General features: G+C 57.7%; 18 protein-coding genes and 1 tRNA gene. 7 read left to right on the top strand and 12 right to left on the bottom strand.

The window, feature by feature from the left end; translation table 11 throughout:
- Positions 1 to 210: 210 nt before the first annotated feature.
- From ACZYUB_RS07505 to rsxA, 8 genes are all read right to left on the bottom strand, one after another.
- A complete protein-coding gene (locus ACZYUB_RS07505) occupies positions 211 to 1,536 on the bottom strand; it encodes a citrate transporter (RefSeq protein ID WP_463946820.1) in 1,326 nt (441 codons plus the stop codon).
- 176 nt (positions 1,537 to 1,712) lie between these two features.
- The gene (locus ACZYUB_RS07510) at positions 1,713 to 1,976 is read right to left on the bottom strand and encodes an RnfH family protein (RefSeq protein ID WP_463946821.1); all 264 of its coding nucleotides are present in this window, start codon (positions 1,974 to 1,976) and stop codon (positions 1,713 to 1,715) included.
- Entirely contained in the window at positions 1,973 to 2,674 is a 702-nt protein-coding gene (locus ACZYUB_RS07515) for an electron transport complex subunit E (RefSeq protein ID WP_463946823.1), read from the bottom strand. Before ACZYUB_RS07515 ends, ACZYUB_RS07510 begins: the two co-directional genes overlap by 4 nt.
- Before the next feature lie 3 nt (positions 2,675 to 2,677).
- Positions 2,678 to 3,325, bottom strand: a complete 648-nt coding sequence (rsxG, locus tag ACZYUB_RS07520; RefSeq protein ID WP_463946824.1) for an electron transport complex subunit RsxG — start codon at positions 3,323 to 3,325, stop codon at positions 2,678 to 2,680.
- The gene (locus ACZYUB_RS07525) at positions 3,322 to 4,296 is read right to left on the bottom strand and encodes an RnfABCDGE type electron transport complex subunit D (protein ID WP_463946826.1); all 975 of its coding nucleotides are present in this window, start codon (positions 4,294 to 4,296) and stop codon (positions 3,322 to 3,324) included. Before ACZYUB_RS07525 ends, rsxG begins: the two co-directional genes overlap by 4 nt.
- Positions 4,293 to 5,735, bottom strand: coding sequence for an electron transport complex subunit RsxC (gene rsxC / locus ACZYUB_RS07530; protein ID WP_463946827.1), 1,443 nt, complete (start codon positions 5,733 to 5,735; stop codon positions 4,293 to 4,295). Before rsxC ends, ACZYUB_RS07525 begins: the two co-directional genes overlap by 4 nt.
- Complete coding sequence (locus ACZYUB_RS07535; RefSeq protein WP_463946829.1) at positions 5,728 to 6,264, bottom strand: RnfABCDGE type electron transport complex subunit B; 537 nt, start codon at positions 6,262 to 6,264, stop codon at positions 5,728 to 5,730. Before ACZYUB_RS07535 ends, rsxC begins: the two co-directional genes overlap by 8 nt.
- Before the next feature lie 15 nt (positions 6,265 to 6,279).
- A complete protein-coding gene (gene rsxA / locus ACZYUB_RS07540; RefSeq protein ID WP_463946831.1) occupies positions 6,280 to 6,858 on the bottom strand; it encodes an electron transport complex subunit RsxA in 579 nt (192 codons plus the stop codon).
- A 350-nt stretch (positions 6,859 to 7,208) separates the two neighbouring features.
- On the opposite strand from rsxA, the gene nifL reads away from it, so the two are divergent.
- Both nifL and nifA read left to right on the top strand, forming a co-directional pair.
- The gene (nifL, locus tag ACZYUB_RS07545; RefSeq protein ID WP_463946833.1) at positions 7,209 to 8,732 is read left to right on the top strand and encodes a nitrogen fixation negative regulator NifL; all 1,524 of its coding nucleotides are present in this window, start codon (positions 7,209 to 7,211) and stop codon (positions 8,730 to 8,732) included.
- Complete coding sequence (nifA, locus tag ACZYUB_RS07550) at positions 8,729 to 10,297, top strand: nif-specific transcriptional activator NifA (RefSeq protein WP_463946835.1); 1,569 nt, start codon at positions 8,729 to 8,731, stop codon at positions 10,295 to 10,297. The genes nifL and nifA overlap by 4 nt, the downstream gene beginning before the upstream one ends.
- Before the next feature lie 262 nt (positions 10,298 to 10,559).
- On the opposite strand, the gene mscK is transcribed toward nifA, so the two are convergent.
- Both mscK and pykF read right to left on the bottom strand, forming a co-directional pair.
- Positions 10,560 to 13,952, bottom strand: a complete 3,393-nt coding sequence (gene mscK, locus ACZYUB_RS07555; RefSeq protein ID WP_463946836.1) for a mechanosensitive channel MscK — start codon at positions 13,950 to 13,952, stop codon at positions 10,560 to 10,562.
- A gap of 161 nt (positions 13,953 to 14,113) precedes the next feature.
- A complete protein-coding gene (gene pykF, locus ACZYUB_RS07560; RefSeq protein WP_463946838.1) occupies positions 14,114 to 15,523 on the bottom strand; it encodes a pyruvate kinase PykF in 1,410 nt (469 codons plus the stop codon).
- Positions 15,524 to 16,088: 565 nt separating this feature from the next.
- Here pykF and nifB point away from each other — a divergent pair.
- Genes nifB through ACZYUB_RS07575 form a run of 3 tightly spaced genes read left to right on the top strand, consistent with a single transcriptional unit; the run spans position 16,089 to position 18,342 of the window.
- The gene (gene nifB / locus ACZYUB_RS07565; protein WP_463946839.1) at positions 16,089 to 17,546 is read left to right on the top strand and encodes a nitrogenase cofactor biosynthesis protein NifB; all 1,458 of its coding nucleotides are present in this window, start codon (positions 16,089 to 16,091) and stop codon (positions 17,544 to 17,546) included.
- The gene (locus ACZYUB_RS07570; protein WP_463946841.1) at positions 17,546 to 17,761 is read left to right on the top strand and encodes a 4Fe-4S dicluster domain-containing protein; all 216 of its coding nucleotides are present in this window, start codon (positions 17,546 to 17,548) and stop codon (positions 17,759 to 17,761) included. Before nifB ends, ACZYUB_RS07570 begins: the two co-directional genes overlap by 1 nt.
- On the top strand, positions 17,725 to 18,342 hold the full coding sequence (locus ACZYUB_RS07575; RefSeq protein ID WP_463946843.1) for a nitrogen fixation protein NifQ: 618 nt from the start codon (positions 17,725 to 17,727) through the stop codon (positions 18,340 to 18,342). Before ACZYUB_RS07570 ends, ACZYUB_RS07575 begins: the two co-directional genes overlap by 37 nt.
- A gap of 12 nt (positions 18,343 to 18,354) precedes the next feature.
- Here the strand turns inward: ACZYUB_RS07575 and ACZYUB_RS07580 are convergent, their stop codons facing one another.
- On the bottom strand, positions 18,355 to 18,852 hold the full coding sequence (locus tag ACZYUB_RS07580; protein WP_463946844.1) for a hypothetical protein: 498 nt from the start codon (positions 18,850 to 18,852) through the stop codon (positions 18,355 to 18,357).
- A 247-nt stretch (positions 18,853 to 19,099) separates the two neighbouring features.
- On the opposite strand from ACZYUB_RS07580, the gene ACZYUB_RS07585 reads away from it, so the two are divergent.
- On the top strand, positions 19,100 to 19,564 hold the full coding sequence (locus ACZYUB_RS07585; RefSeq protein ID WP_463946845.1) for a DUF3465 domain-containing protein: 465 nt from the start codon (positions 19,100 to 19,102) through the stop codon (positions 19,562 to 19,564).
- 211 nt (positions 19,565 to 19,775) lie between these two features.
- Here the strand turns inward: ACZYUB_RS07585 and ACZYUB_RS07590 are convergent.
- Positions 19,776 to 19,852: transfer RNA gene (locus ACZYUB_RS07590), tRNA-Pro, on the bottom strand.
- 338 nt (positions 19,853 to 20,190) lie between these two features.
- Between ACZYUB_RS07590 and ACZYUB_RS07595 the strand changes: the two genes are divergently transcribed.
- Positions 20,191 to 21,066, top strand: coding sequence for a 6-carboxytetrahydropterin synthase (locus tag ACZYUB_RS07595; RefSeq protein ID WP_463946847.1), 876 nt, complete (start codon positions 20,191 to 20,193; stop codon positions 21,064 to 21,066).
- Position 21,067: the final 1 nt, after the last annotated feature.

Raw genomic sequence — 21,067 nt, forward strand, 5'->3', positions numbered from 1 at the left:
AACGGTGCCGGCACGCCATTTTTTTAACACTATGATTTATAACGATATTAATGGTTTATGCCAGGCAGTGGACTGTGAGAAAGCCGACAAATGCGGCGGGAGTGTCGGCTCCCCCCTGTTGCAAGCTGTGCGATGGCTGCAGACGCATGGCTGGCGACAACAAAAAAGCCCTCCAGTGATGGAGGGCCGGGAAGTAAGGATCGGGATGGTTCAGGACGCGCTGGGCGCTGCGACCACAGGCGCGGGCGCTTCCACGAAGGTTTCCTTGTGCGGCGCATGAGGCTCCCAACCGACCAGTGCCAGCATCACAAAGAAGCTCACCACATAAGCGACGGGGACATGCCAGCCGTGACGGACCCACTGCACCGCGGAGCGGGACTCCGGATACATGTTGGAGAGGGCGACGCCCGCCGAGGAGCCGAACCACAACATGGAGCCGCCAAAGCCCACCGCGTAGGCCAGCACGCCCCAGTCGTAACCGCCTTGCTCCAGACAGAGCTTGGTGAGCGGAATATTGTCGAACACCGCCGAGACAAAGCCGAGGAAGAAGGTGGTCAGCCAGCTGGCCGGTGGCAGCTCATCCACCGGCATCAGGGAGGCACAGGTGACCAGCCCCATCAGGAAGATGGTGCCGCCGGTGGCATTTTTCAGCTCCTGCCAAGGCGTTTTCACCACCAGGGCACCGAGCAGAATCGCCACCCAGACGCCGATGGCCGGAAAGTCGAACAAGTAGTTGGTGACTATGGTCAGCGCCAGGATCAATCCGACGACGCCCAGCTTTTTCCAGTCCACCACGACTCCGGTGGGGGCATCCTTGACGATGCGTTGGTATTGATCCTGCTGGCGTGAGGCGACAAATCCGAACAATACCAGTGCGATTCCGGCGGCCACATAGGCATGCAGCACATGCAAGGGGTTGACGCCATCGATCCACATCAGGGTGGTGGTGGTGTCGCCGACCACAGAGCCGGAGCCACCGGCATTGCTGGCCGCGACTATGGCGGCCAGATAGCCGATATGCACCCGCTTGTTGAACACCACAAAGGCAATCGCGCCGCCGATCATGGCCGCAGCAATGTTGTCGAGAAAGGAGCTGATGACGAAGATCATCACCAGCAGCACAAAGCCGCCCTTCCAGTCATCCGGCAGGTACTTGGGCAGGATTTTTGGCAGTTCGGACTCTTCGAAATGTTTGGCCAGGATGGCAAATCCGAACAGCAAGCCGATGAGGTTCAGCAATACCCGCCATTCGCCTTCCTCTCCACTTCCTCCCAGTAGATGGTGCAGCATGGAAAAATCATCGACGAACAAGTATTTGCTGATCAGCACAGCCGCCAGGCCGCCCAGGGAGATCCACATGGTGTAGTGATGGAACAGAGCGACCCCCAGCAAGGTGGCCGCGAACAGAATAAATTCCAGGCGGATGCCGCCCAGCGCCGGCATATGACTCTCGGCGGCCAGAGCAAAGCCCGGGGCGAGCAGACCAACCAGCAGCAGCAGGCCGCGGTGCCAGGGGTGACTCTGTGTGGTGATCATAGATAACTCCTTCCTCTTCCTTGATAGTCAAATCGTCCATCAGCCGTCGGGCCCAAATGGGCTGAGATATGACGCCTGTGAATGTTGCACCCCGCACCGGTGTCGGGTGTTATGCCGGGTGTTGTGGCGATAAAAAAGGCCGCAGGGCGGCCAAAAAGCCATTATACAGCCAAGGCTTACTCTTCTTCATCCTCATCCTCATCCCCGGCAATGCGCTGCAGGGGCAGGTAGATTTCGACGCGGTCTCCGGCTTGTAGCTGGGTATTGGGGCTGCAGGGTTTACCGAAGATCCCGATCTTGTGCACTGCCGGATCCAGATCCGGATACTGGCCCAACAGCGGGGAGGCCTGCAGCGCCTGCAGGGCGGTGACGGGCTCCGGTAACTCCAGCGGATACCAATGTCCCTGGGCGCCTCGGGCATGAGCAACACTGATTTTCATGGATGACACCCTCCCTGAGCTTCGGCCGCAGGTGCGACGGAATCGATGGCATGTTCCTTACTGGTCAGCCGTTTCCCCAGGCGGATGCCGCCCAGCAGCAGACCCATCATGATAAAGCCCCCCGGTGGCAGCATCATCAGCAAGAAGCCGCGATAGCCGGGAAGAATGGTTAACTCCATAAAGTGGAACTGGGGACCCAGCAGCAAGCTGGCACCGGCAAACAGGGTGCCGCTGCCGAGAATTTCTCGACAACCGCCGACGATGACCAGACCCAGGGTAAAGCCCAGTCCAGTTGCCAGACCATCGACCGCCGAGGCCAGCGGACGATTCTTCACCGCGAAGGCTTCGGCGCGACCGAGAATGGCGCAGTTCACTACGATGAGGGCGATAAACAGCCCCAATACCCGGTGCAAGTCATGCAGCCAGGCATTCATCGCCTGATCCACTAGGGTGACTAGAGCTGCAATCAGCAGGGTAAAGATCGGGATGCGGATCTGGCTGGGCACCTGGTTGCGGATCAGCGATACCAATACATTCGAGGCCACCAGCACCAGCAAGGTGACCAGTCCCATGCCTAGGCCATTGGTGGCGGTGGTGGTTACCGCCATCAGCGGACACAGCGCCAGCAACTGGGTAAAGATGACATTGTTACGCCACAGGCCATCGGCCATCAGCTCCCAATAGGGATTCTTGTTCATGACTTACTCCTTGTCTGTGCTGGTGGAACCGGCGGGGCTCAGGTCGAGTATTTGGGCGCTGTGACGGGCAAATAGCTGCAGGCTCTCATGCACCCCCTTGACCACGGCGCGGGGGGTAATGGTCGCGCCGGTAAAGCTGTCGAACTGGCCGCCATCCTTTTTCACATGCCAGCCTTGGTCATCGGGCTTGTGCAAGGAGAGGCCATCGAAGCCGAGGATCCAGTCCCCCTTGGCGGTTTCAATCTTGTCGCCCAGGCCCGGGGTTTCGGTATGGCTGATGACCCGCACGCCGGTGAGCGTGCCCTGGGCATCGATCCCCAGCAGCATCTGGATATCTCCGCCGTAACCCCGGGAGCTGGCAAACAGGGCGATAGCGGTGACCTTGCCCCCTTGCCGGGCGCGGAAGAAATGAACCGGTTGGCCATCCAGAGTGAGGGTCACTTCATCCTGGCTTGGCATGTTGTCGTACAGGGAGCTGGGAAGAACCTGGGTCAGCAGACGTTGGGTATCCTCCTGTTGCCGGAGCAGGATTTGTGGTGCCGTCAGTCGGCTGCTGATGGCCACCGAGCCGCACACCAGCAAGGCAAAACCGCCCAGCAATAGCGCCATAAACCGTGGTTGCTGACGAAACGGGAGTTGGATGGTGGTCATGCTTTGTCCTCCGCTACCGTGCTGCCGTAGATGGTTTGACGAGTAAAGTTGTCGATGAGCGGGGTGGCGGCGTTCATGATGAGCACGGCGAATGCCACTCCTTCGGGGAAGTTGCCAAAGGCGCGGATCACGAAGACCAGCAGTCCCAGCCCTGCGCCGAACCAGAGTTTGCCCTTGGCGCTGGTGGGGCTGGTCACGGGATCCGTGGCGATAAAGAAGGCGCCCAGTAACAGACCGCCACTGGTTAATTGCGCCAGGGGATTGGGAATGGCGCTGGCATCAAACCACCACAACAGGCTACCAGGCAGCAGGCAGCACACCAGGGTGGCGACCGGCACATGCCAAGTGAAGACCTGTTGTTGCATCAGCCACAATCCTCCCAGAACCAGCAGGATCGAGGCCGTCTCGCCCAGACTGCCGCTGGAAAGCCCGGTCAGGTGGGCCATCAGGTCAAACTGCTCCTTGCCCTCCTTGTGCAGGCCCAGGGTGGTGGCGCCGGAAATACCATCGATGTTCAAACCGTACCAGTGACCGGCAAACAGATCGCTGGGGCTGATCCAGTGAGTCATCTCCACCGGAAAGGCGATCAGCAGTACGACCCGGGCCAGCATGGCCGGGTTGAACAGATTCTGTCCCAGTCCACCATAGATCTGCTTGCCAAACAGAATGGCAAAGCCGGTACCCAGGGCTCCCAGCCACATTGGGGCATGGGGGGGCAGGCTCATGGCCAGCAGCAGCGCGGTAAGCAGAGCCGAACCATCATTCAGGCGGCCCGCAGCCTGGGGATTCAGGCGCTGGCAAGCTGACTCGCATAACAGGGCCGTGATCAAGCAGGTCAAGGTTAAAAACAGCGCCGGGACACCAAACTGCAGGATGCCAAGCAGGGCCGCCGGCAGCAGCGCCAGATTGACCTTGAACATCAATGTCGGGATCGTGATCCCTTCGTGGGCATGGGGTGCGCGCAGATTCATGATGCTTCCTCCGTAGTCTGGCGGCGTGGTCGGCGTGGCGAGGCCGCTGCCTTGGCAGCTTTGGCAGCCTCTTTCTCGGCGGCTTCGCGGCTGAGTCGTTCCCGGCGTGCATCGCCGTTGGCGCGGGTGCGCTCCGATTTTTGTTCACTCAGTCGTTGCCGTTGCAGGGTCTGTTTGCCCCAGTCAAAGAACTCGGTCAGCGGGATCGCGGCCGGGCAGACATAGGCACAGGAGCCACACAGCAGGCAGTCGGAGAGTCCTAGCGAACTGGCTTCATCCAGCTTGTCCTGCTTGAGGGCACCGACCAAGTCCAGCGGGGTCAGGCTCATCGGGCAAGCGGCCACACAACGGCCACAGCGGACGCAGGCACTGGCCTTGGGATGGGGTACTTCCTGGCGGGTCAGCAGCAGGATGCCGCTGGTGCCCTTGGTGACCGGGGCATGGATATTGTGGATCGCCTTGCCCATCATGGGGCCACCGAGCACGATGCGTTCCGGGGTGCTTTTCAGGCCGCCACACTGGCTGATGATCTCGCTGATCGGCATGCCGATGGGGGCGTAGACATTAGTTGGCTCTTCCAGTGCATCGCCGCTCAGGGTGATGACGCGGTGGGTCAGCGGCCGACCAAAGCGCAAGGCATGGAACACGGCGATGCAGGTGGCAACGTTCTGCACCAGGACTCCCACATCGGCGGAGAGTTTGCCGCTGGGGACCTGGATGCCGGTTACCGCTTCGATCAACTGTTTTTCCGAGCCCATGGGGTAGAGGGCGGGCAGGGCGACGATATCGATCCCGGCCTCATCCCGACAGACACTCTCCATGGCTTCAATGGCATCCGGCTTGTTGGATTCGATGCCGATAAAGCAGCGACTGGCTTGGGTCATCTGCATCAGATAGCGGATCCCGCCCAGGATCTGTACCCCTTGCTCCTGCATCAGGCGATCATCGCAGGTCAAATAGGGCTCACATTCACTGCCATTGATGATCAGGGTATCGATGGAATGGCGTAGGGAGAGGCGTAGTTTATCGGCGGTCGGGAACATGGCTCCGCCCATGCCGACAATTCCGGCCTGCTCGACCAGAGCAATCATCTGCTCCCGCTCGGATAGTTCGCCATCCCGGGCCAGCGGCGGTACGCTGCGTTGTGCTTCGCTGGCAACCCGCAAGGTGATCTGCTGGCCATCAATGGCGGTGACGGTTGCCGCCAGCGGGCTATGGATCGGCATCGAGAAGCGGCCGTTGCCCTTGGCCAGTAACTGGTTGGCCAGCACCTGCTCACCGACGGCGACCACCGGCAATGCCGGGGCTCCGGCATGTTGCTTGAGGGGTAAAAGCAGACGCCAAGGGGTGTCCAGGGTCTTGATCGGTTTGTCGCTGGTCAGCTGCTTGTGGCTGTCCGGATGGATGCCACCATGGGGTTTGAGGCGAGCCTTAAGCATGGTGAGCCCCTCCGCTTACGGGTTTGATGAGTGGCGCCGCAAACAGCGGATCCGGATAAAGATTGATACCGCCATGGGGACAGACATTGCTGCACAGACCACAGCCGGTACAGGCATCGGCGATCACGCCATGCAGCTGGCGCGGCGCACCGACAATGGCGTCAAACGGACATTTCTTGAAGCAACGGCCACACCCGTCGCATTCGCTCATATCGATGGCGGCCAGCAGTGGCCCCTTGCCCACCGAGGCTTCCAGGGACACGCCCAAGAGGGCGGCGATCTTTTGCGCCAGACTATTGCCACCCGGCGGGCAGCAGTCGGGACCCGCCTTACCTTCGGCGATGGCTTGCGCCGCCTGTCCGCAACCGGGAAAGCCACATTGGCCACATTGGCCATTAGGCAGCAATTCACTGATCTGTTCGACCAGAGGATTGCCCTCAACCTGCAGGCGTATTGCCGCAAGTCCAAGGGCGTAACCGGTAGCGGCGGCTAGCAGTGGAATAGCCAGCAGTGAGATGAGTGTCAGCATCATGGACTCCTTGTCTTAACCCGCCAGACCGGCAAAACCGGCAAAGGCCATGGCCAGGATACCGGCCGTGATAAAACTGATAGGTGCACCGCGAAACAGGGCCGGTTGGCTGGTTTGCTCCATGCGCACTCGCATACCGGCAAACAGCACGATCACCAGCGAGTAGCCCAGGGCCGAACTCAGGCCGTAGACCAGGGTTTCCAGAAAGGTGAGTTTCTCCTGCACGGTCAACAGGGCGATCCCCAGCACCGCACAGTTGGTGGTGATGAGCGGCAGGAAGATCCCCAGGGTGCGATGTAACTCGGGGCTCTGTTTGGCGATAAACAGTTCGGTTAACTGCACCAGCGAGGCGATCACCATGATGAACGCCAGCAGTCGCAGATATTCCAGCCCCAGGGGCTGCAGGATCAGATGTTCAATCAACCAGCCCACGCAGGTGGACATGGTCAGTACAAAGGTGGTGGCCATGGCCATCCCCATCGCCGACTCAATCTTGTTGGATACCCCCATAAAGGAGCAGAGTCCCAAAAAGCGCGAGAGCACTACGTTATTGACCAGCCCGTTGGCCAGCACCATCAAAAACAGCTCCTTCATACCTGGTCGCCTCATGCGTGGTGAATTGTTGCTTGCAGGCTGTTCTGCGAAAGCTGTGCCAGCTCGCACCCATGAGCGCGATGCGCACCAAATCAGGGATGATGCTGCACCATCGCAGGCCGAAAACTGTCGGCTTTCCCCCCTGGGCTGGCGGAGGTGCCACAAAATAGCCCCATCAAGGCTATGGTTTTGTTGCAAAAATGACAGTCTGCGGCATGAGACTCGAAACGTATCGTTTTCGGCTTGGGAATTGCATTCTCCGTGGCATAGCGCGCAGAGATATGCCATTGCCGCGACCTAGTCCGACAATTTGTGGCATTGCGTACACAGCTGTAACAGGGAGGAGCCCTATGAATTGGATGTCGTTCCCCTCGATCATCGGGGTGGAGGTGGGAGTCGTCACCCGACGCGAGCTGCCACTGGAAAGCCAGATGCTGGAGGGGGTCTTGGCTCAGTTGCCTCCAGCCTTGTTCTTGCAAGTGGTCGAACAGGCTCCGGTGGCCATCTCGGTCACCGATCTGGATGCCCATATTATCTATAGCAACCCGGCCTTCTCGGCATTGACCGGCTATGGCCGTGGCGAGCTCAAGGGCAGCAATCACAATCTGCTGGCCAGCCAGCAAACGCCGAAGAGCCGTTATCAGGCGATGTGGGGCGCATTGAGCAGCAAGCGCAACTGGAATGGCCGGTTGATCAATCGCCGCAAGGACGGCTCCTTGTATCTGGCCGAGGTGACGGTGACCCCGGTGCTGAACGAGCAGCACCAGGTGGTCTATTACCTGGGGATGCACCGGGATATCAGTGATCACTATGCCCTCGAGCAGCGCCTGAAGAACCAGAAGGCACTGCTGGAAGCGGTGCTCAATGCCGCGCCCATGGCGGTGGCGGTGCTGGATGATCAGCACCATATCTTGCTGGATAACCTGGCGTACAAGACCTTGCGCAGCGATTTGCAAGGTGCCGAGCCGCTGAGCGTGCTGGAGCAGGCCGAGGCCCAGGAGTCTATGGCGCCGCCGCTGGTGGCGTTGACAATCCGCGGCCAGACGCGCTGGTTCAGCCGCAGCCGTCAGCCGATGGAGAGTTTGAACGAAGAGGCTGCCAACTACTTTGGCCAGGGCAAGCGCTCCTATACCTTGCTGGTGATCCAGGATCAGACCGAGCGCCATCAGCAGCAGGAGCTGGATCGGCTCGAGCAGTTGCGCTTGCAGCTGGAAGAACAGCGGTTGATTGCCGCGATCCACGAGGCGCTGGATGCTGCGTCCTTGCAACTGCAAGGGCCGCTGAATCTGCTGCAGGCCGCCCAGCGCCTGGAGCCGGAGGGGAGTGGTCATCGCGCCATCACGGCGGCCTTGACCGAAGGGGATCGTGCCTTGATGTGGCTGCAGGATGCTCGGCCCAGTCAGTTCAAGGAAACCCCCAGCCGTTTCGAATTAGGCCAGTTGCTCAGTGATCTGCAGGCACTGAATTCCCAGCATGAAGAGGCCGAGTGTCAGATCAATGTCCCGGCTCAGCCCATGCAGGTGGAAGGGCAGCGGCTGCGCCTGATGATGGCGTTGCAGCAACTCATCACCCTGGCTCGCCAGCGGTTACCGGATAGCGATGGCATCATCCGGCTGAGTGTTCGCCAGGCGGAGCAGAGCGTACAACTGCAACTGGAAGATAACGGCTCCCTGCCGGAGGAGCTGCTCCCGGGCCGGGTGTTGCCTTTTAACTGCCTGGTCCAGGAAGAAAGTGGCACCGGTATCGCCCTGTCCCTGGTGCAGGGCATCGTCAATGATCACAGTGGCGTGCTGTCGGTAACGGCGAGTGAACTGGGTGGCTGCCTGGTGTTGTTGGAATTCCCCTTAACGCTCGACGACAGGAGGTCATCATGAGCACCCATCCTTCCACCTCGACACCGGTACGCGGCCTGAGCATGCAGCAGCAACTCAATGCCCTGCACCAGATCAGCGTGGTGTTGAGCCGCTCGCTGGATCTGGAACAGACGCTGGCGGCTATGTTGCAAAGCCTGCATGAGCAGGCGCAGATGCAACATGGGTTGGTCTCCTTGTTCGATCACAACCGGAGCGCCCTGTTCATCCAGGCGATGCATGGCGTCGACCCGGAGGTGATCAAGGATGTGAAAAGCGTGCGCTACCGGATGGGTGAGGGCATTCTCGGTACCGTGATGCATCAGGGGCACTCGCTCGTGATCCCGAAGGTGGCGGATGACCCGCGATTTCTGGATCGGCTCAATGTATTCGAATACGGCCTGCCTTTTATCTGTGTGCCGATCCCCGGGGTGGATAGCAGCCCGATCGGTGTACTGGCGGCCCAACCACTGAGCCCGGATGAAGAGAGTCTGCCGGCACGCACCCGTTTCATGGAGATGCTGGCCAACCTCATCGCCCAGACGGTACGCCTGGTCGGCCAAGCCCATCGGGAGAGCGAGGCACTGCGCAGTGAGCGGGATAGTTTGCGCCGCAAGGTGCGCCATCAGTATGGCTTCGACAACATGGTGGGGCAGACTCCTTCGATGCGGCAGATCTTCGATTCGATCCGCCAGGTGGCCAAGTGGGATACTACCGTACTGGTCCGTGGCGAGAGTGGTACCGGTAAGGAGCTCATCGCCAATGCCATTCACTACAACTCGCCACGGGCCAGTGGCCCCTTCGTCAAACTCAACTGTGCGGCGCTGCCGGATACCCTGCTGGAAAGCGAACTGTTCGGTCATGAGAAGGGCGCTTTCACCGGAGCGGTGAAACTACGCAAGGGGCGTTTCGAACTGGCCGATGGTGGCACCCTGTTTCTGGATGAAATCGGCGAGGTCAGCGCTTCGTTCCAGGCCAAATTGCTGCGGATCCTGCAAGAGGGGGAGATGGAGCGGGTCGGCGGCAGTGAGACCATCTCGGTGGATGTGCGGATCGTGGCGGCCACTAACCGCAATCTGGAAGAGGAGGTGCGTAAAGGCAGCTTCCGCGAGGATCTCTACTACCGCTTGAATGTGATGCCCATCCAGTTGCCAGCCTTGCGTGAGCGCTTGGAAGATATTCCGGATCTGGCGCGCTTCTTGTTGCAGAAGCTGTCGCAAAAACAGGGGCGCGAGTTGAAGATCAGCGATGGTGCCATTCGCATGCTGGTGGGCCATAGCTGGCCGGGTAACGTCCGCGAGCTGGAAAACTGTCTGGAGCGGGCCGCCATCATGTCAGAGACCGGACTCATCGATCGGGATGTGGTGCTGTTCAATAATCAGGAACACCAGAAGCCCGGGCTATTGCCCTCGGCCCTGCCTATCCTGCCGGAAGGGGAAGAGTCGGATCTGGATGAGCGTCAGCGGCTGATCGCTGCGTTGGAGAAATGTGGCTGGGTGCAGGCCAAAGCGGCCCGCATGTTGGGCATGACGCCACGGCAAATTGCCTATCGCATCCAGATCATGAATATCAATATGCGCCGTATCTAATGAGTCGATCCGAATCATGCTGTATCGACAGGGAAGCGCACGCTGACACGCCGTAAACCCTTCCATGGGGGCTCCACCGCGCCGTCCCTGGCGCGGAGGGTCAGCTTAGCGCTACCCGGTCGCTTATGGTGAGTCTCGGCTATGAGGAATGGTTATTGAGCGCCATTCATTCACGGCAATAGAAAAACAAAGAGGACGCCTGGCGTCCTCTTTGGTTTATGGTGAACCGGTCATGCCGGTCGCTCGATCACTCGCTGCGGTATCAGACCGCAGGCGGCAGCGGTGCAGCCGGCTTACCAGCAGCCGCGGCGGCAGCAATCACCGTCGGATTGGACTCGAGTTTGAGCTCCTGATCCGTGGCCACGTTCTTGACATAGACATCCACCTGGTTGAAGGCGATCTCGATGCCATTCTCGCGGAACAGCTGGTCGATACGACGGTTGATTTCGTCAATGGCCGGATTGCGATCGCCGAGCTCTTTGACAAACATCCGCATCTCGTGATCCAGGGTGCTGGCGCCGAAATTGAGGAAGTAGACCACGGGCTCCGGATCTTTCATCACCCGGCTGTTTTCGCGGGCAGCTTGCAACAGCAGGGCTCTGGTCTTGTCCAGATCCGAGCCATAGGCCACACCGATGCGCAGGATCACCCGGGTCGTGGTGTCGGACAGTGACCAGTTGGTGAGCTGGGTGGTGATGAACATCTTGTTCGGAACAATGATCTCCTTGCGGTCAAAGTCGGTGACCGTGGTGGCGCGGATGCGGATCTTGCTCACCGAGCCCGAGAAGGTGCCCAGGGTGATGACATCGCCAATCCGTACCGGACGTTCGAACAATATGATAAGGCCGGAGACAAAGTTGGCGAAGATTTCCTGCAGGCCAAAACCGATCCCCAAGGACAAGGCGGCGACCAGCCACTGCAGCTTGTCCCAGGACATGCCCAGGGTCGACAGGGTGGCCAGCACCCCGATGCTGGTGATGGCGTAGGAGAGCATGGTGGTGATGGTGTAGTTGGTACCCTGACCCAGTTGCAGTCGCGACAGCACCAGCACTTCCAGCAAGCCGGGCAAGTTCTTGGTCAATACCCAGGCGACCACGGCGAAGGTGCCGGCCATCAGCACATCCCGCAGGCTGATCGGTTGCAATACCTCATTGCCAGCCGTGCCTACGCTCTGGTGCCAGAGGGCAATACTGTCCAGATAGGAGAGCACGGCGACCAGATCGGACCACAGCCAGTAGAAGCAGCCGGCAAAGACCATGAACAGCACTATCTTGGTCAGACGCAGCGACTGATGGTTGATCTCCTCCAGAGCCATCACCTTATCTTCGATGAGCTCCGTGGTATCGACATCCTCCTGCTGCTTAAGCTGCTCGCGTCGTGCCACGGCACGGCGATGGGCCAGACGGCGGGCAGCAACGGCCAGGCCGCGGATCGCCGTCTGCTGCACTATGCTCCAGGCCATAAACAGGTAGAAGGTGTCGATGAAGCGGTTGGTCAGTTTCAGCGCCGTGTAGTAGTAGCCCAGCACCATCAGCACGATCAGGGCGATGGGAGCCAGGGTCAGTGCCGCCACATTGAACCAGTGCAACCAGTCGCCCTGCTCACCGTGGTGGGCACGGTTGCGGAACAGCGGGTAGACCAGAAACAGCGTCACCAGCAGCATGGTCAGCGCGATGACTTGGCCGATGGCATCATCCGCCAGACGGGAAGGGTCCAGCTCACCCAGGGTGGCGATGACGATCAGCGGGATCAGGGAACGCCACACGTATTTCAAGGATCGATACTTGTGGGCGACCTCGGTCGGGCTCTGGCCAAAGTGCGTTTCGGCCATGCCGCCCGGACGCAGGATCTTCAGCAACATGGCAAACGCCATGTAGGCGGCGGTCAGGCGCAACGACAGGAACCAGATAATCTTGGGTTCGCTCAGACCACTGAACAGGAACAAAAAGCCCAGCGCCATGATGAGCAAGGCCCCGGGTAGTACTTCCAGTCCGGTAAACAGCAGGGCCTTGGGAGTATGCAGGTGACTGTCCCGATTCAGACGGCCAATATCCTTGCTCAGTTGTTTGACCTTGTCCCGCAGCAGTTGCCGCTTCCAGCGCAGGGCGATGCCCAGGATGATCATCGGGATCACCAAAAGCAGCAGTGGCAGGGTCTTTTGACTCCATTCTTTGATGTTGACACTGATACTGGCTGCTTGTAGCTGCGACAGCATGGCGCTGGGAAGACCGACTAACCAGGCCCAATCCAGCGGCTTGTTACTGCTGACCCAGAAGATCTGCTGTTGCAGGGTTAATTGCAGGGATTTATTGACGCGTTCTAGTTGCTGCTGGTTGAGCTTGATGTTGATGGCCAGATTGAGCTGGCTACCCAGCTGGGTGTTGAGTTGATCCAGTAAATTCTTACGGCTGTCGAGCAATTCGGCGAGCTGATCGCGCTCTTCCGGTGTCACTGGATTGGTGGCCTCAGCCAATAGCTTGTCGAGATACTGATTGCGCTGAAACAACTGGTCACGTTGCTGGTTGAGATCAAACTGTGCCAGACGCAGATCGGCAATCTGTTCGTCCAGATTCATGGTGATTTTGGGATCGGGCAGCATCTGGCGTTGTTGATAGAGGATGCGTGACAACAGCAAACTGCCCTTGAGCACCGAGATCTGTTCGTTCAGGTTGCGTTCGGTCTGGGTGACCCGGTCCAGCCAAGTCTTGATCTTGATGTTTTCCTGCACCATCTGGTTGATCTGTTCCGTGGTGCTGACCAGACGCTGACTCAGTTGCTGGTTGGTTTTGAGCTCTTTTTGCAACAAGGGGTTTAATTTACTGACATCCTGTGATTCAGCATTGATATCGCCTGCAGTCTGCTCTGTGTTGTCCATCCGCTTGGCATTGATACTGTTTTGCAGCAGTTGGACCAGATGTTCTAGACGCGCGATCTGGGAACCAGCCAGGGTTTGGCGTTTGAGCGCCAAATCTTGCAGCTTGGTGTTGTTGTCCAGATCCTTTTGCTGTTGATCCAGTTGCAGGGCTAATAGATTTAACTCAGCATTCAGCGCCAGGCGCTGGCTGCTGCTGACCTCGTCCTTGCTGCCCGACTGATTGAGCTGGTTACGGATGTCCTGGCTACGCTGATAAGCTTGGCTCATGGCCAGCTGGGCCCGCTCCGGCAGGGTTTGCAGGTTGGTCAGCTGACTGCTGGCGGTGGCCAGCTCTTCCTGAGCCTGCTGCAGCTCGCCCATGGTCTCGGTCATGCGCTTTTCCAGCTGGGTCAGGCTCAGTGCATCCAGCTGTTTGGAGAGCTTCGCATCTTCAGGCACCGCCTTCATATTTTCCAGCTGGCTGCTGTATTGCTGGAGTTTTTGCGGTGCTGCGGCCAGGCGCTTCTGCTGAGCTTTGCTCTTTTCGTTTTCTTTATCGATGGCGTCGAGCAATGTCAGGGTCTTTTCCAGATCTTCCTGCTGTTTTTTCTCGTTGACGGTCAGCGTGTCCCGCTTACTCAAGGTGGCGAGTTGCGCCTCCACTGTCGAGCGACTGGGCAAGTCTGGCAGATTGTTGATCGATGCCGCGGCCAGACTTGGCAGCAGCAGTGTAGCCAGTAGCAACAGACAAGCGCGGAAACCTGTCGTTGCAGAACTATGGGGTCTGTTTCGGTTCAGCATGGATCATCCCGTGGATTAGCACCTAGAGTGGCCACGAATGTAAGCCATCTCACAATTTGGCGGAATTCTAGCACCAGAATTTGACGATGCGCATAAAAAAAGACGACTCAAAAGAGCCGTCTTCTTGATTACCCGGGCGAGCACCAGGCTCGCGGGCAGGCTTACAGTACGTGTACGGAAGCGGTGTTGGTAGTGCCGCTCGGAACCAGAGCGCCAGAAACCATGACCACGGTATCACCCTTGGCAGCCAGACCTGACTTCAGAGCCAGTTCCTTACCCAGGTGGTAGAAGTCATCGGTAGAGGCGATCTTGTCAACCACAACCGGAACCACACCCTTGGACAGCATCAGCTGTTGGGCAGTCTTGGCGTTGGTGGTCAGAGCCAGGATGAAAGCCTTCGGGAAGTACTTGCGAATGGCCTTGGCAGACTTGCCGCCTTCGGTAGCCACCACGATCAGCGGGGCGTCCAGCTTCTCGGTGGTTTCAACAGCACCCTTACATACGGCTTCGGTGATGCTGCGCTTGGTGCCTTCGACAATGTCCAGACGGGAAGACATAACGCCATCGGTACGGTTACAGATGGTAGCCATGATGGTCACAGCTTCCAGCGGATACTTACCCTTGGCGGATTCGCCAGACAGCATGACTGCATCGGTACCATCCAGAACGGCGTTGGCAACGTCACCGGCTTCGGCGCGGGTCGGACGCGGGTTCTTGATCATGGAGTCCAGCATCTGGGTAGCAGTGATAACTACCTTGCGAGCCTTGTTACACTTCTCGATCATCATCTTCTGGGCGAAGATAACTTCTTCAACCGGGATTTCCACGCCCAGGTCACCACGGGCAACCATGATACCGTCAGACACTTCGAGGATTTCGTCGAAGTTGTCCAGGCCTTCCTGGTTTTCAATCTTGGAGATGATCTGGATGTTCTGACCGCCGTGAGCGTTCAGATGCTCACGCATGGAGATCACGTCTTCCTTCTTACGGATGAAAGAAGCAGCAACGAAATCAACGCCTTGCTCGCAACCGAAGATCAGGTCAGCCTTGTCCTTTTCAGCCAGGGCTGGCAGGGAGGTCTTGACGTTCGGCAGGTTCACACCCTTGTTCTCGCCCAGGGCGCCGTTGTTCAGAACCTTACAGATGACTTCGGTAGCAGTAACAGAGGTCACTTCCAGACCGATCAGGCCATCGTCAACCAGAACGATGTTGCCAGCTTTCAGGTCGGTCGCAAAACCTGGGTAGGTCACGGCTACGCGATCCTTGTTACCGACAACACTCTTGTCAGTGGTGAAGGTGAAGGTTTGACCTGCAACCAGATCCACATCATTGCCGCCTTCCAGCTTGATGGTACGGATTTCCGGACCCTTGGTGTCCAGCAGGATGGCACATTGCTTGCCAGTTTCTGCACACACTTCACGCACGTTCTTGATGCGGTTGCCGTGTTCGGCATAGTCACCGTGGGAGAAGTTCAGGCGCATGACGTTCATGCCGGCATCCAGCATCTTGGCCAGCATTTCCTTGGATTCGGTCTTAGGACCGATGGTGCAGACGATTTTGGTCTTTTTCATCGACAGGGTCTCCGATTAATAGTGATTTTATGATTTCAAAATTTTCTTGGGCGCATTCTACAGGGATTGCTGAAAAGTGGTGAGGCAGGAAAAGCGTTTCATTATGTAATTTCTTCATTTTTCTTGCGCTAGCTCAGGGTTAAGACGGAAAAGTTCATTATCTGAACGATTTTGCTGCGACCTGCGCCACGCTGCTGGGTGTTTTTTCAACAGAAATTTAAGCGACATCACTTTTTCGGGGCTTCAGACTCGATCTTTGCAAAAACGTTTACCTCTCTCCGGCGAAGGCTCCTTGATCCTGGGGGGCGGAGCATACTCGAGAAGCGCTCTGATCCAGTTCACGGCCGGAGGAGACGGTTCGTCGTCATGTCACGACCCGTTTTTTCTGTGTGTTTTGCCACAATGTCGGATTCTGGCGTCACAACTTTGCCATGACGCGCCCTCTTCAATTTATATAATTCTTTAAAATTCAACTGGATATGCAGGCTGCCAAGAACGGCTTGCTCTTTGCACTACAGGAATACCGTCGCCTGGACTCGCTCTTACCGTGCAAGGATAGCCAGATATGAATACATCATCTTCTTCTCAACAGCGCTGTGGCAGTGGTAATGCATCTGCCGGTGGATGTGGCAGCAAGACCACTTCCGTCTCCCGCGGGGGCCTCTCCCGCTCGGTCATCGATAAGGTCGCTCAACATCCTTGTTACTCTCCGACCGCGCACCATCGCTATGCCCGGATGCATCTAGCCGTCGCGCCCGCTTGTAATGTGCAGTGCAATTATTGCAATCGTAAGTACGACTGCGCCAATGAGTCGCGGCCGGGCGTGGTTTCCGAGCTGTTGACCCCGCAACAGGCGATCCGTAAAGCCAAAGCGGTGGCGGCGGCTATCCCGCAGCTCTCGGTGATCGGCATTGCCGGTCCCGGCGATCCCCTGGCCAATGCCACACGCACCTTTGACACCCTCGAGGGGCTGCGTAGCGCTCTGCCGGATGTGAAGCTGTGTATCTCCACCAATGGCTTGGCGTTGCCGAATGCGGTTGACCAACTGGTTGAGCTGGGGGTGGATCATGTCACCATCACCATGAACGCCATCGATGCCCATGTCAGTGCCGGTATCTACGACTGGGTCTATCTGGATGGGCAGCGGTTGCGCGGACGAGACGGTGCCCAGGCGCTGATCGACCGTCAACTGGAGGGGATGCAAAAGCTCATCGAGCGCGGTGTGCTGGTGAAGGTCAATTCGGTACTGATCCCGGGGGTTAATGATGTGCATCTGCCCGAGGTGAGCGAGGTAATCCGCGACATGGGTGCCTTCTTACACAACATCATGCCACTGATTTCCAAGCCGGAGCACGGTACCTACTTTGGCCTGAATGGCCAGCGTGAGCCCTTGCCCTACGAGGTCGATCAGGTGCGTGAGCTGTGTGGCGGAGCCATGCCCCAGATGAGCCACTGTCAGCAGTGTCGTGCCGATGCGGTCGGCATGTTGGGTGAAGACCGCAGTCAGGAGTTTACTCTCGAGCAATTAGCGGTCGAGTCCGAGCCTTATGCCAACGTGATGCAGCGACGGACGCGGATCCAGGCTGCTCTATCGACTCAGGGGGCATCAGAAGATGATGATGCCTGCCTGGTGGCGGTTGCCAGCCAGAATGGCGAAGTGATCGATCAGCATTTTGGTCACGCCCGACGTTTCCAAATCTATGCAGTTTCCAGTGAGGGTGCTGTCCGGGTCGGTGAGCGTCATGTGCCGCTCTATTGCCAGGGTGAGAGTGATTGTGACACCGATACCCAGATGGACACTTTTAATACCATGCTGGATCTGCTGACTGATGTTGATGCTGTGTTTTGTGCCCGAGTCGGAATGGCTCCCTGGCAGCAGTTGGAAGAGTCCGGGATTACTCCGGTTGTTGACTATGCCTGGCAGCCGATCCGCGAGGCGTTGCAACAATGGTGGGAAACCCGAGGACAAGCCGAGGGCTTGGTCCGGAAAATTCAGGGTCGGCGTCAACAAGGGGTTGCCTGATGAGTTGCCAGATCACGGCATCGTGCATCGGCTGCTACAACTGCCTGGAGGTGTGTCCGCGGGGCGCCATTGTCGAAGAGGCGGGCCACTTTGCTATTCGGGTGAAGCGCTGTAATGAGTGTCGGGAAAACAAACCCGGTCCTCGCTGTCAACTCATCTGTCCGGTGGAGGGGGCCATATGCAAAGTGGTGAAATTATGCAAGGCGGAGAAGTAACGCTGGAGCCGAGTGTTTGTTCTTGCCAGCAACAGGCTGCCCGGGTCAGCCAGGCCTATCAGCGCTATGTGGCCTGTCATTACTGGTTGGGTCAGCTATACCAACGTTTCATGGCAGGACAAGCCCTGTTACCACCGGCTATGGGGTTAGGAGAGCAGCAGTTTTCCCGTTTGAGCGAGGCGTTCGGAGGGCCGGTGCCTGTGGCCGGTGAAGTGCTGAGGCGCCAGCTCCTGGTGTCGGAGTTATTGCAGTCGCGATATCAGGAGCGTGATGATCTGGCCACCTGGCTCAGCGGCTATCTGGCGGCGCCATTCGCTGAGTTGAGTCTCATCCTGGCCACGGCCAGCATGGGTTTTAAGCATCTGTGGGAAGATCTGGGTCTGGATTCCCGCGCTCAGTTGCGAAACCTGATGCTGGATTGTTTTCCGCAGCTGGTGGCATTGAATCAGCAGGATATGCGCTGGAAAAAATTCTTCTATCGCCAGTTGTGTGAGCAAGCGGGGAGCTATGTCTGTCGGGCTCCCAGCTGCGATGTCTGTCCGGAACGAGCCCTGTGTTTCACCACCGATCAGCCGGCATGACGGGGTGTCCTGTCAACTGAAGAGTGCGGTGAGCCCCTTGCTGGTGCGTGGTGCTTTGAGTTGTTGGGCGTCCTGCAGGAACCGGGCAAGCAAGGGCGCAATGTCAATTCGCATGGAGCGGCGTTGTGCCTGCTGTTGGGCCTCGAGCAGGAAACGGTTGAACACGTCGGCATAGTCATGGACTACATCCTGACCAAAGGCATGACGATAAATAGCAATGCTGCAAACTCCCGCGGCACGGATGGTGTCGATCAGCTGATAAATATCCTCTTCTGACTCGATATAGCCCCAATGCGGACCATCAGGATAATGGCTCGGCGTGAAAAATGCGTCGTCGGCGATCTGGACCGCCGCCAGCGCTTTGCTATCTCCCTTGGAGCCCATGACTTCCATCTGCTGCACCATGGCGGTGTAGTTTTGACCAAACCGAGCTTGTACTCGCTTGGCGTCTGCAGCGCCCACTCCACATGTTTCAAAATAGGCCGCTAACGCAGGTTTGAACAACGACATAACCACCCCGTGCAATAATTAGACATGAAACCGGTACCAGGGCATCGTATGAGTTCGCCTTTGATGCAAAAAGCGCGGTTGTCACAAAATTCGCACGCAGAGAGCCGAAGAATGTCTCGAAAGTGGTGACGGTCACATCTTGACCTTTTGCCATTCAGAGGCCGAGCCGCAGCTGCAACCCGATGAAATTTGTGGCTGGCTGTGTATGATGCCGAAGTGGTATTGCCGTTTTGGAGTAAGGGGAGCCATGCGACGTAGCTCTATAGTGGTATTGGGTATTCTGGTCATCGCTCTCTTGGGCTATGTTGGCATCAAGTCGCTGCGAGCCCAGATGGTGCAGGTGTCGGCCGAAGAATCATGGCGCCAGGCGGCAAAGCGGGACGAGTCCATTGTGGCCAAGGCTTATCAGCAAGGAAAAGGGGATGTGCCGGTTACGGTTTCCGGCCGCATCATTCAGGTGTCGCCCGCGAACGCTCCTGATGATGGACACCAACGTTTTACCATCGAGATTGGTAATGGCATGACGTTGCAGGTGGTGCATGACAGTAAGGTGGCGGGTGTCATCCCTGATCTGGCCTATGGCAGTCAAGCCACGGTTGCTGGTTTCTATGTCTGGAATCCGAGTGGTGGCGAGTTGCATGATCGCTATCAAGATCCGCAAGGAGAGTGGGTAACTGGCTGGATTGAGTTCTCGGGCCGCCGCTATCCTTGATGGCTATCTGGGCTTGAACCAATAAGCGAGAGAAAACCGCCTGTTCAGGCGGTTTTTGATTTTTAGCGGATCTGTTTCTTCATATTGCCCGGGTGGCGGCAGGCAAGGGGGATGGTTTTACCCGAGTTTTACCCATGTTTTACCCACGGCAACATCCGGATCCGGAAACAAAAAAGCCTCACTAAAAAGTGAGGCTTTTCCGAGGGTTGTATGGTCGGCGCGAGAGGATTTGAACCTCCGACCCCTGACACCCCATGACAGTGCGCTACCTGGCTGCGCTACGCGCCGAGAGTTGTACCGCTGAACAAGCGGGGCAACGGAGGCAGAGTCTAGGGATCTGCTCCTTGGCTGTCAACCACTTCAGCCAGCCCGGCTGTTTATTCGCTGAATATCTGTGCAATCAATAGGTGAAGCTTACTGGTCAGGCCAATTTACCGGCTATTCCGGGCCAGAAGGTGTACATGTAGATGAACTTGGTGGCTGATGGATGGGCGCTCTCGCTCACATCATCCGGGTGTTCATCACCTGAGGTCAGATCTCTTCTGGGGCATGATGAAACAACACTGCTGTGGCTCGAGTTGCTGGTTATAATGGTCAATCCCATCCCGTTGAGGTGTTGAAGCAGAATGAAGTTGTTTGTCCGTGATTTGACGGTGATTGATGCCTCCTATTTGAGCGCTGAGCGTGGCATGGTGGGCGAGAGCTGGTTGGTAGATATCGAGTTAACCGGCACCCTCAATGAAATGAGCATGCTGCTGGATTTCGCGCGGGTAAAGAAACAGCTCAAGGCCATCATCGATGCCGAAGTAGATCATCGGCTGCTAGTGCCGGTTGCTGCATCTTGCTGCCAAGTGGCCACGGCCGAAAGTGGCTACCACTTCGTGGACTTCCTCCGCGCAGGTCGAAGTCTGCATCTGAATGCTCCTTCGGAAGCTTTTGCGTTTATTCCTGAAGAGCACATCACTCAGGAGAGTGTGACCCGCTATTTGCATCAGCTGATCCAGGCTCGGTTGCCCAGCAATATTGATGGCTTGACCATCCGGTTACGTCCAGAAGCTATCCCGACCGCTTTTTATCATTACAGTCATGGCCTGAAAAAGCATGACGGCAATTGTCAGCGCATTGCCCATGGTCATCGTTCCATGATCGAGCTGTGGGTAGATGAACGCCGGGATCTGGCGCTGGAACAAGAGTGGGCCGCACGCTGGGCGGATATCTATCTGGGCTCCCAGGAAGATGTAGTGCCGTTGCAACAGTTACAACTGAGCCCACTTGCAACCGAACATCTGGGTGTCCAGCATCTGGGTTTTCGCTATCAAGCGCCGCAAGGGGATTTCCAATTGGCGATTGCGGCGGCAGAAACCGAATTGGTGGACACGGATACCACAGTCGAGTTGCTTGCCCACTACATTGCCCGGCAGCTCAAACCCCGATTTGCTCAGCACCTGGTGCGTGTTGTGGCGTATGAGGGGGTGGGGAAGGGCGCGATCGCCGAGTTGTAAG

Source organism: Pseudaeromonas sp. HNCC25DJ182 (genome assembly GCF_055413365.1).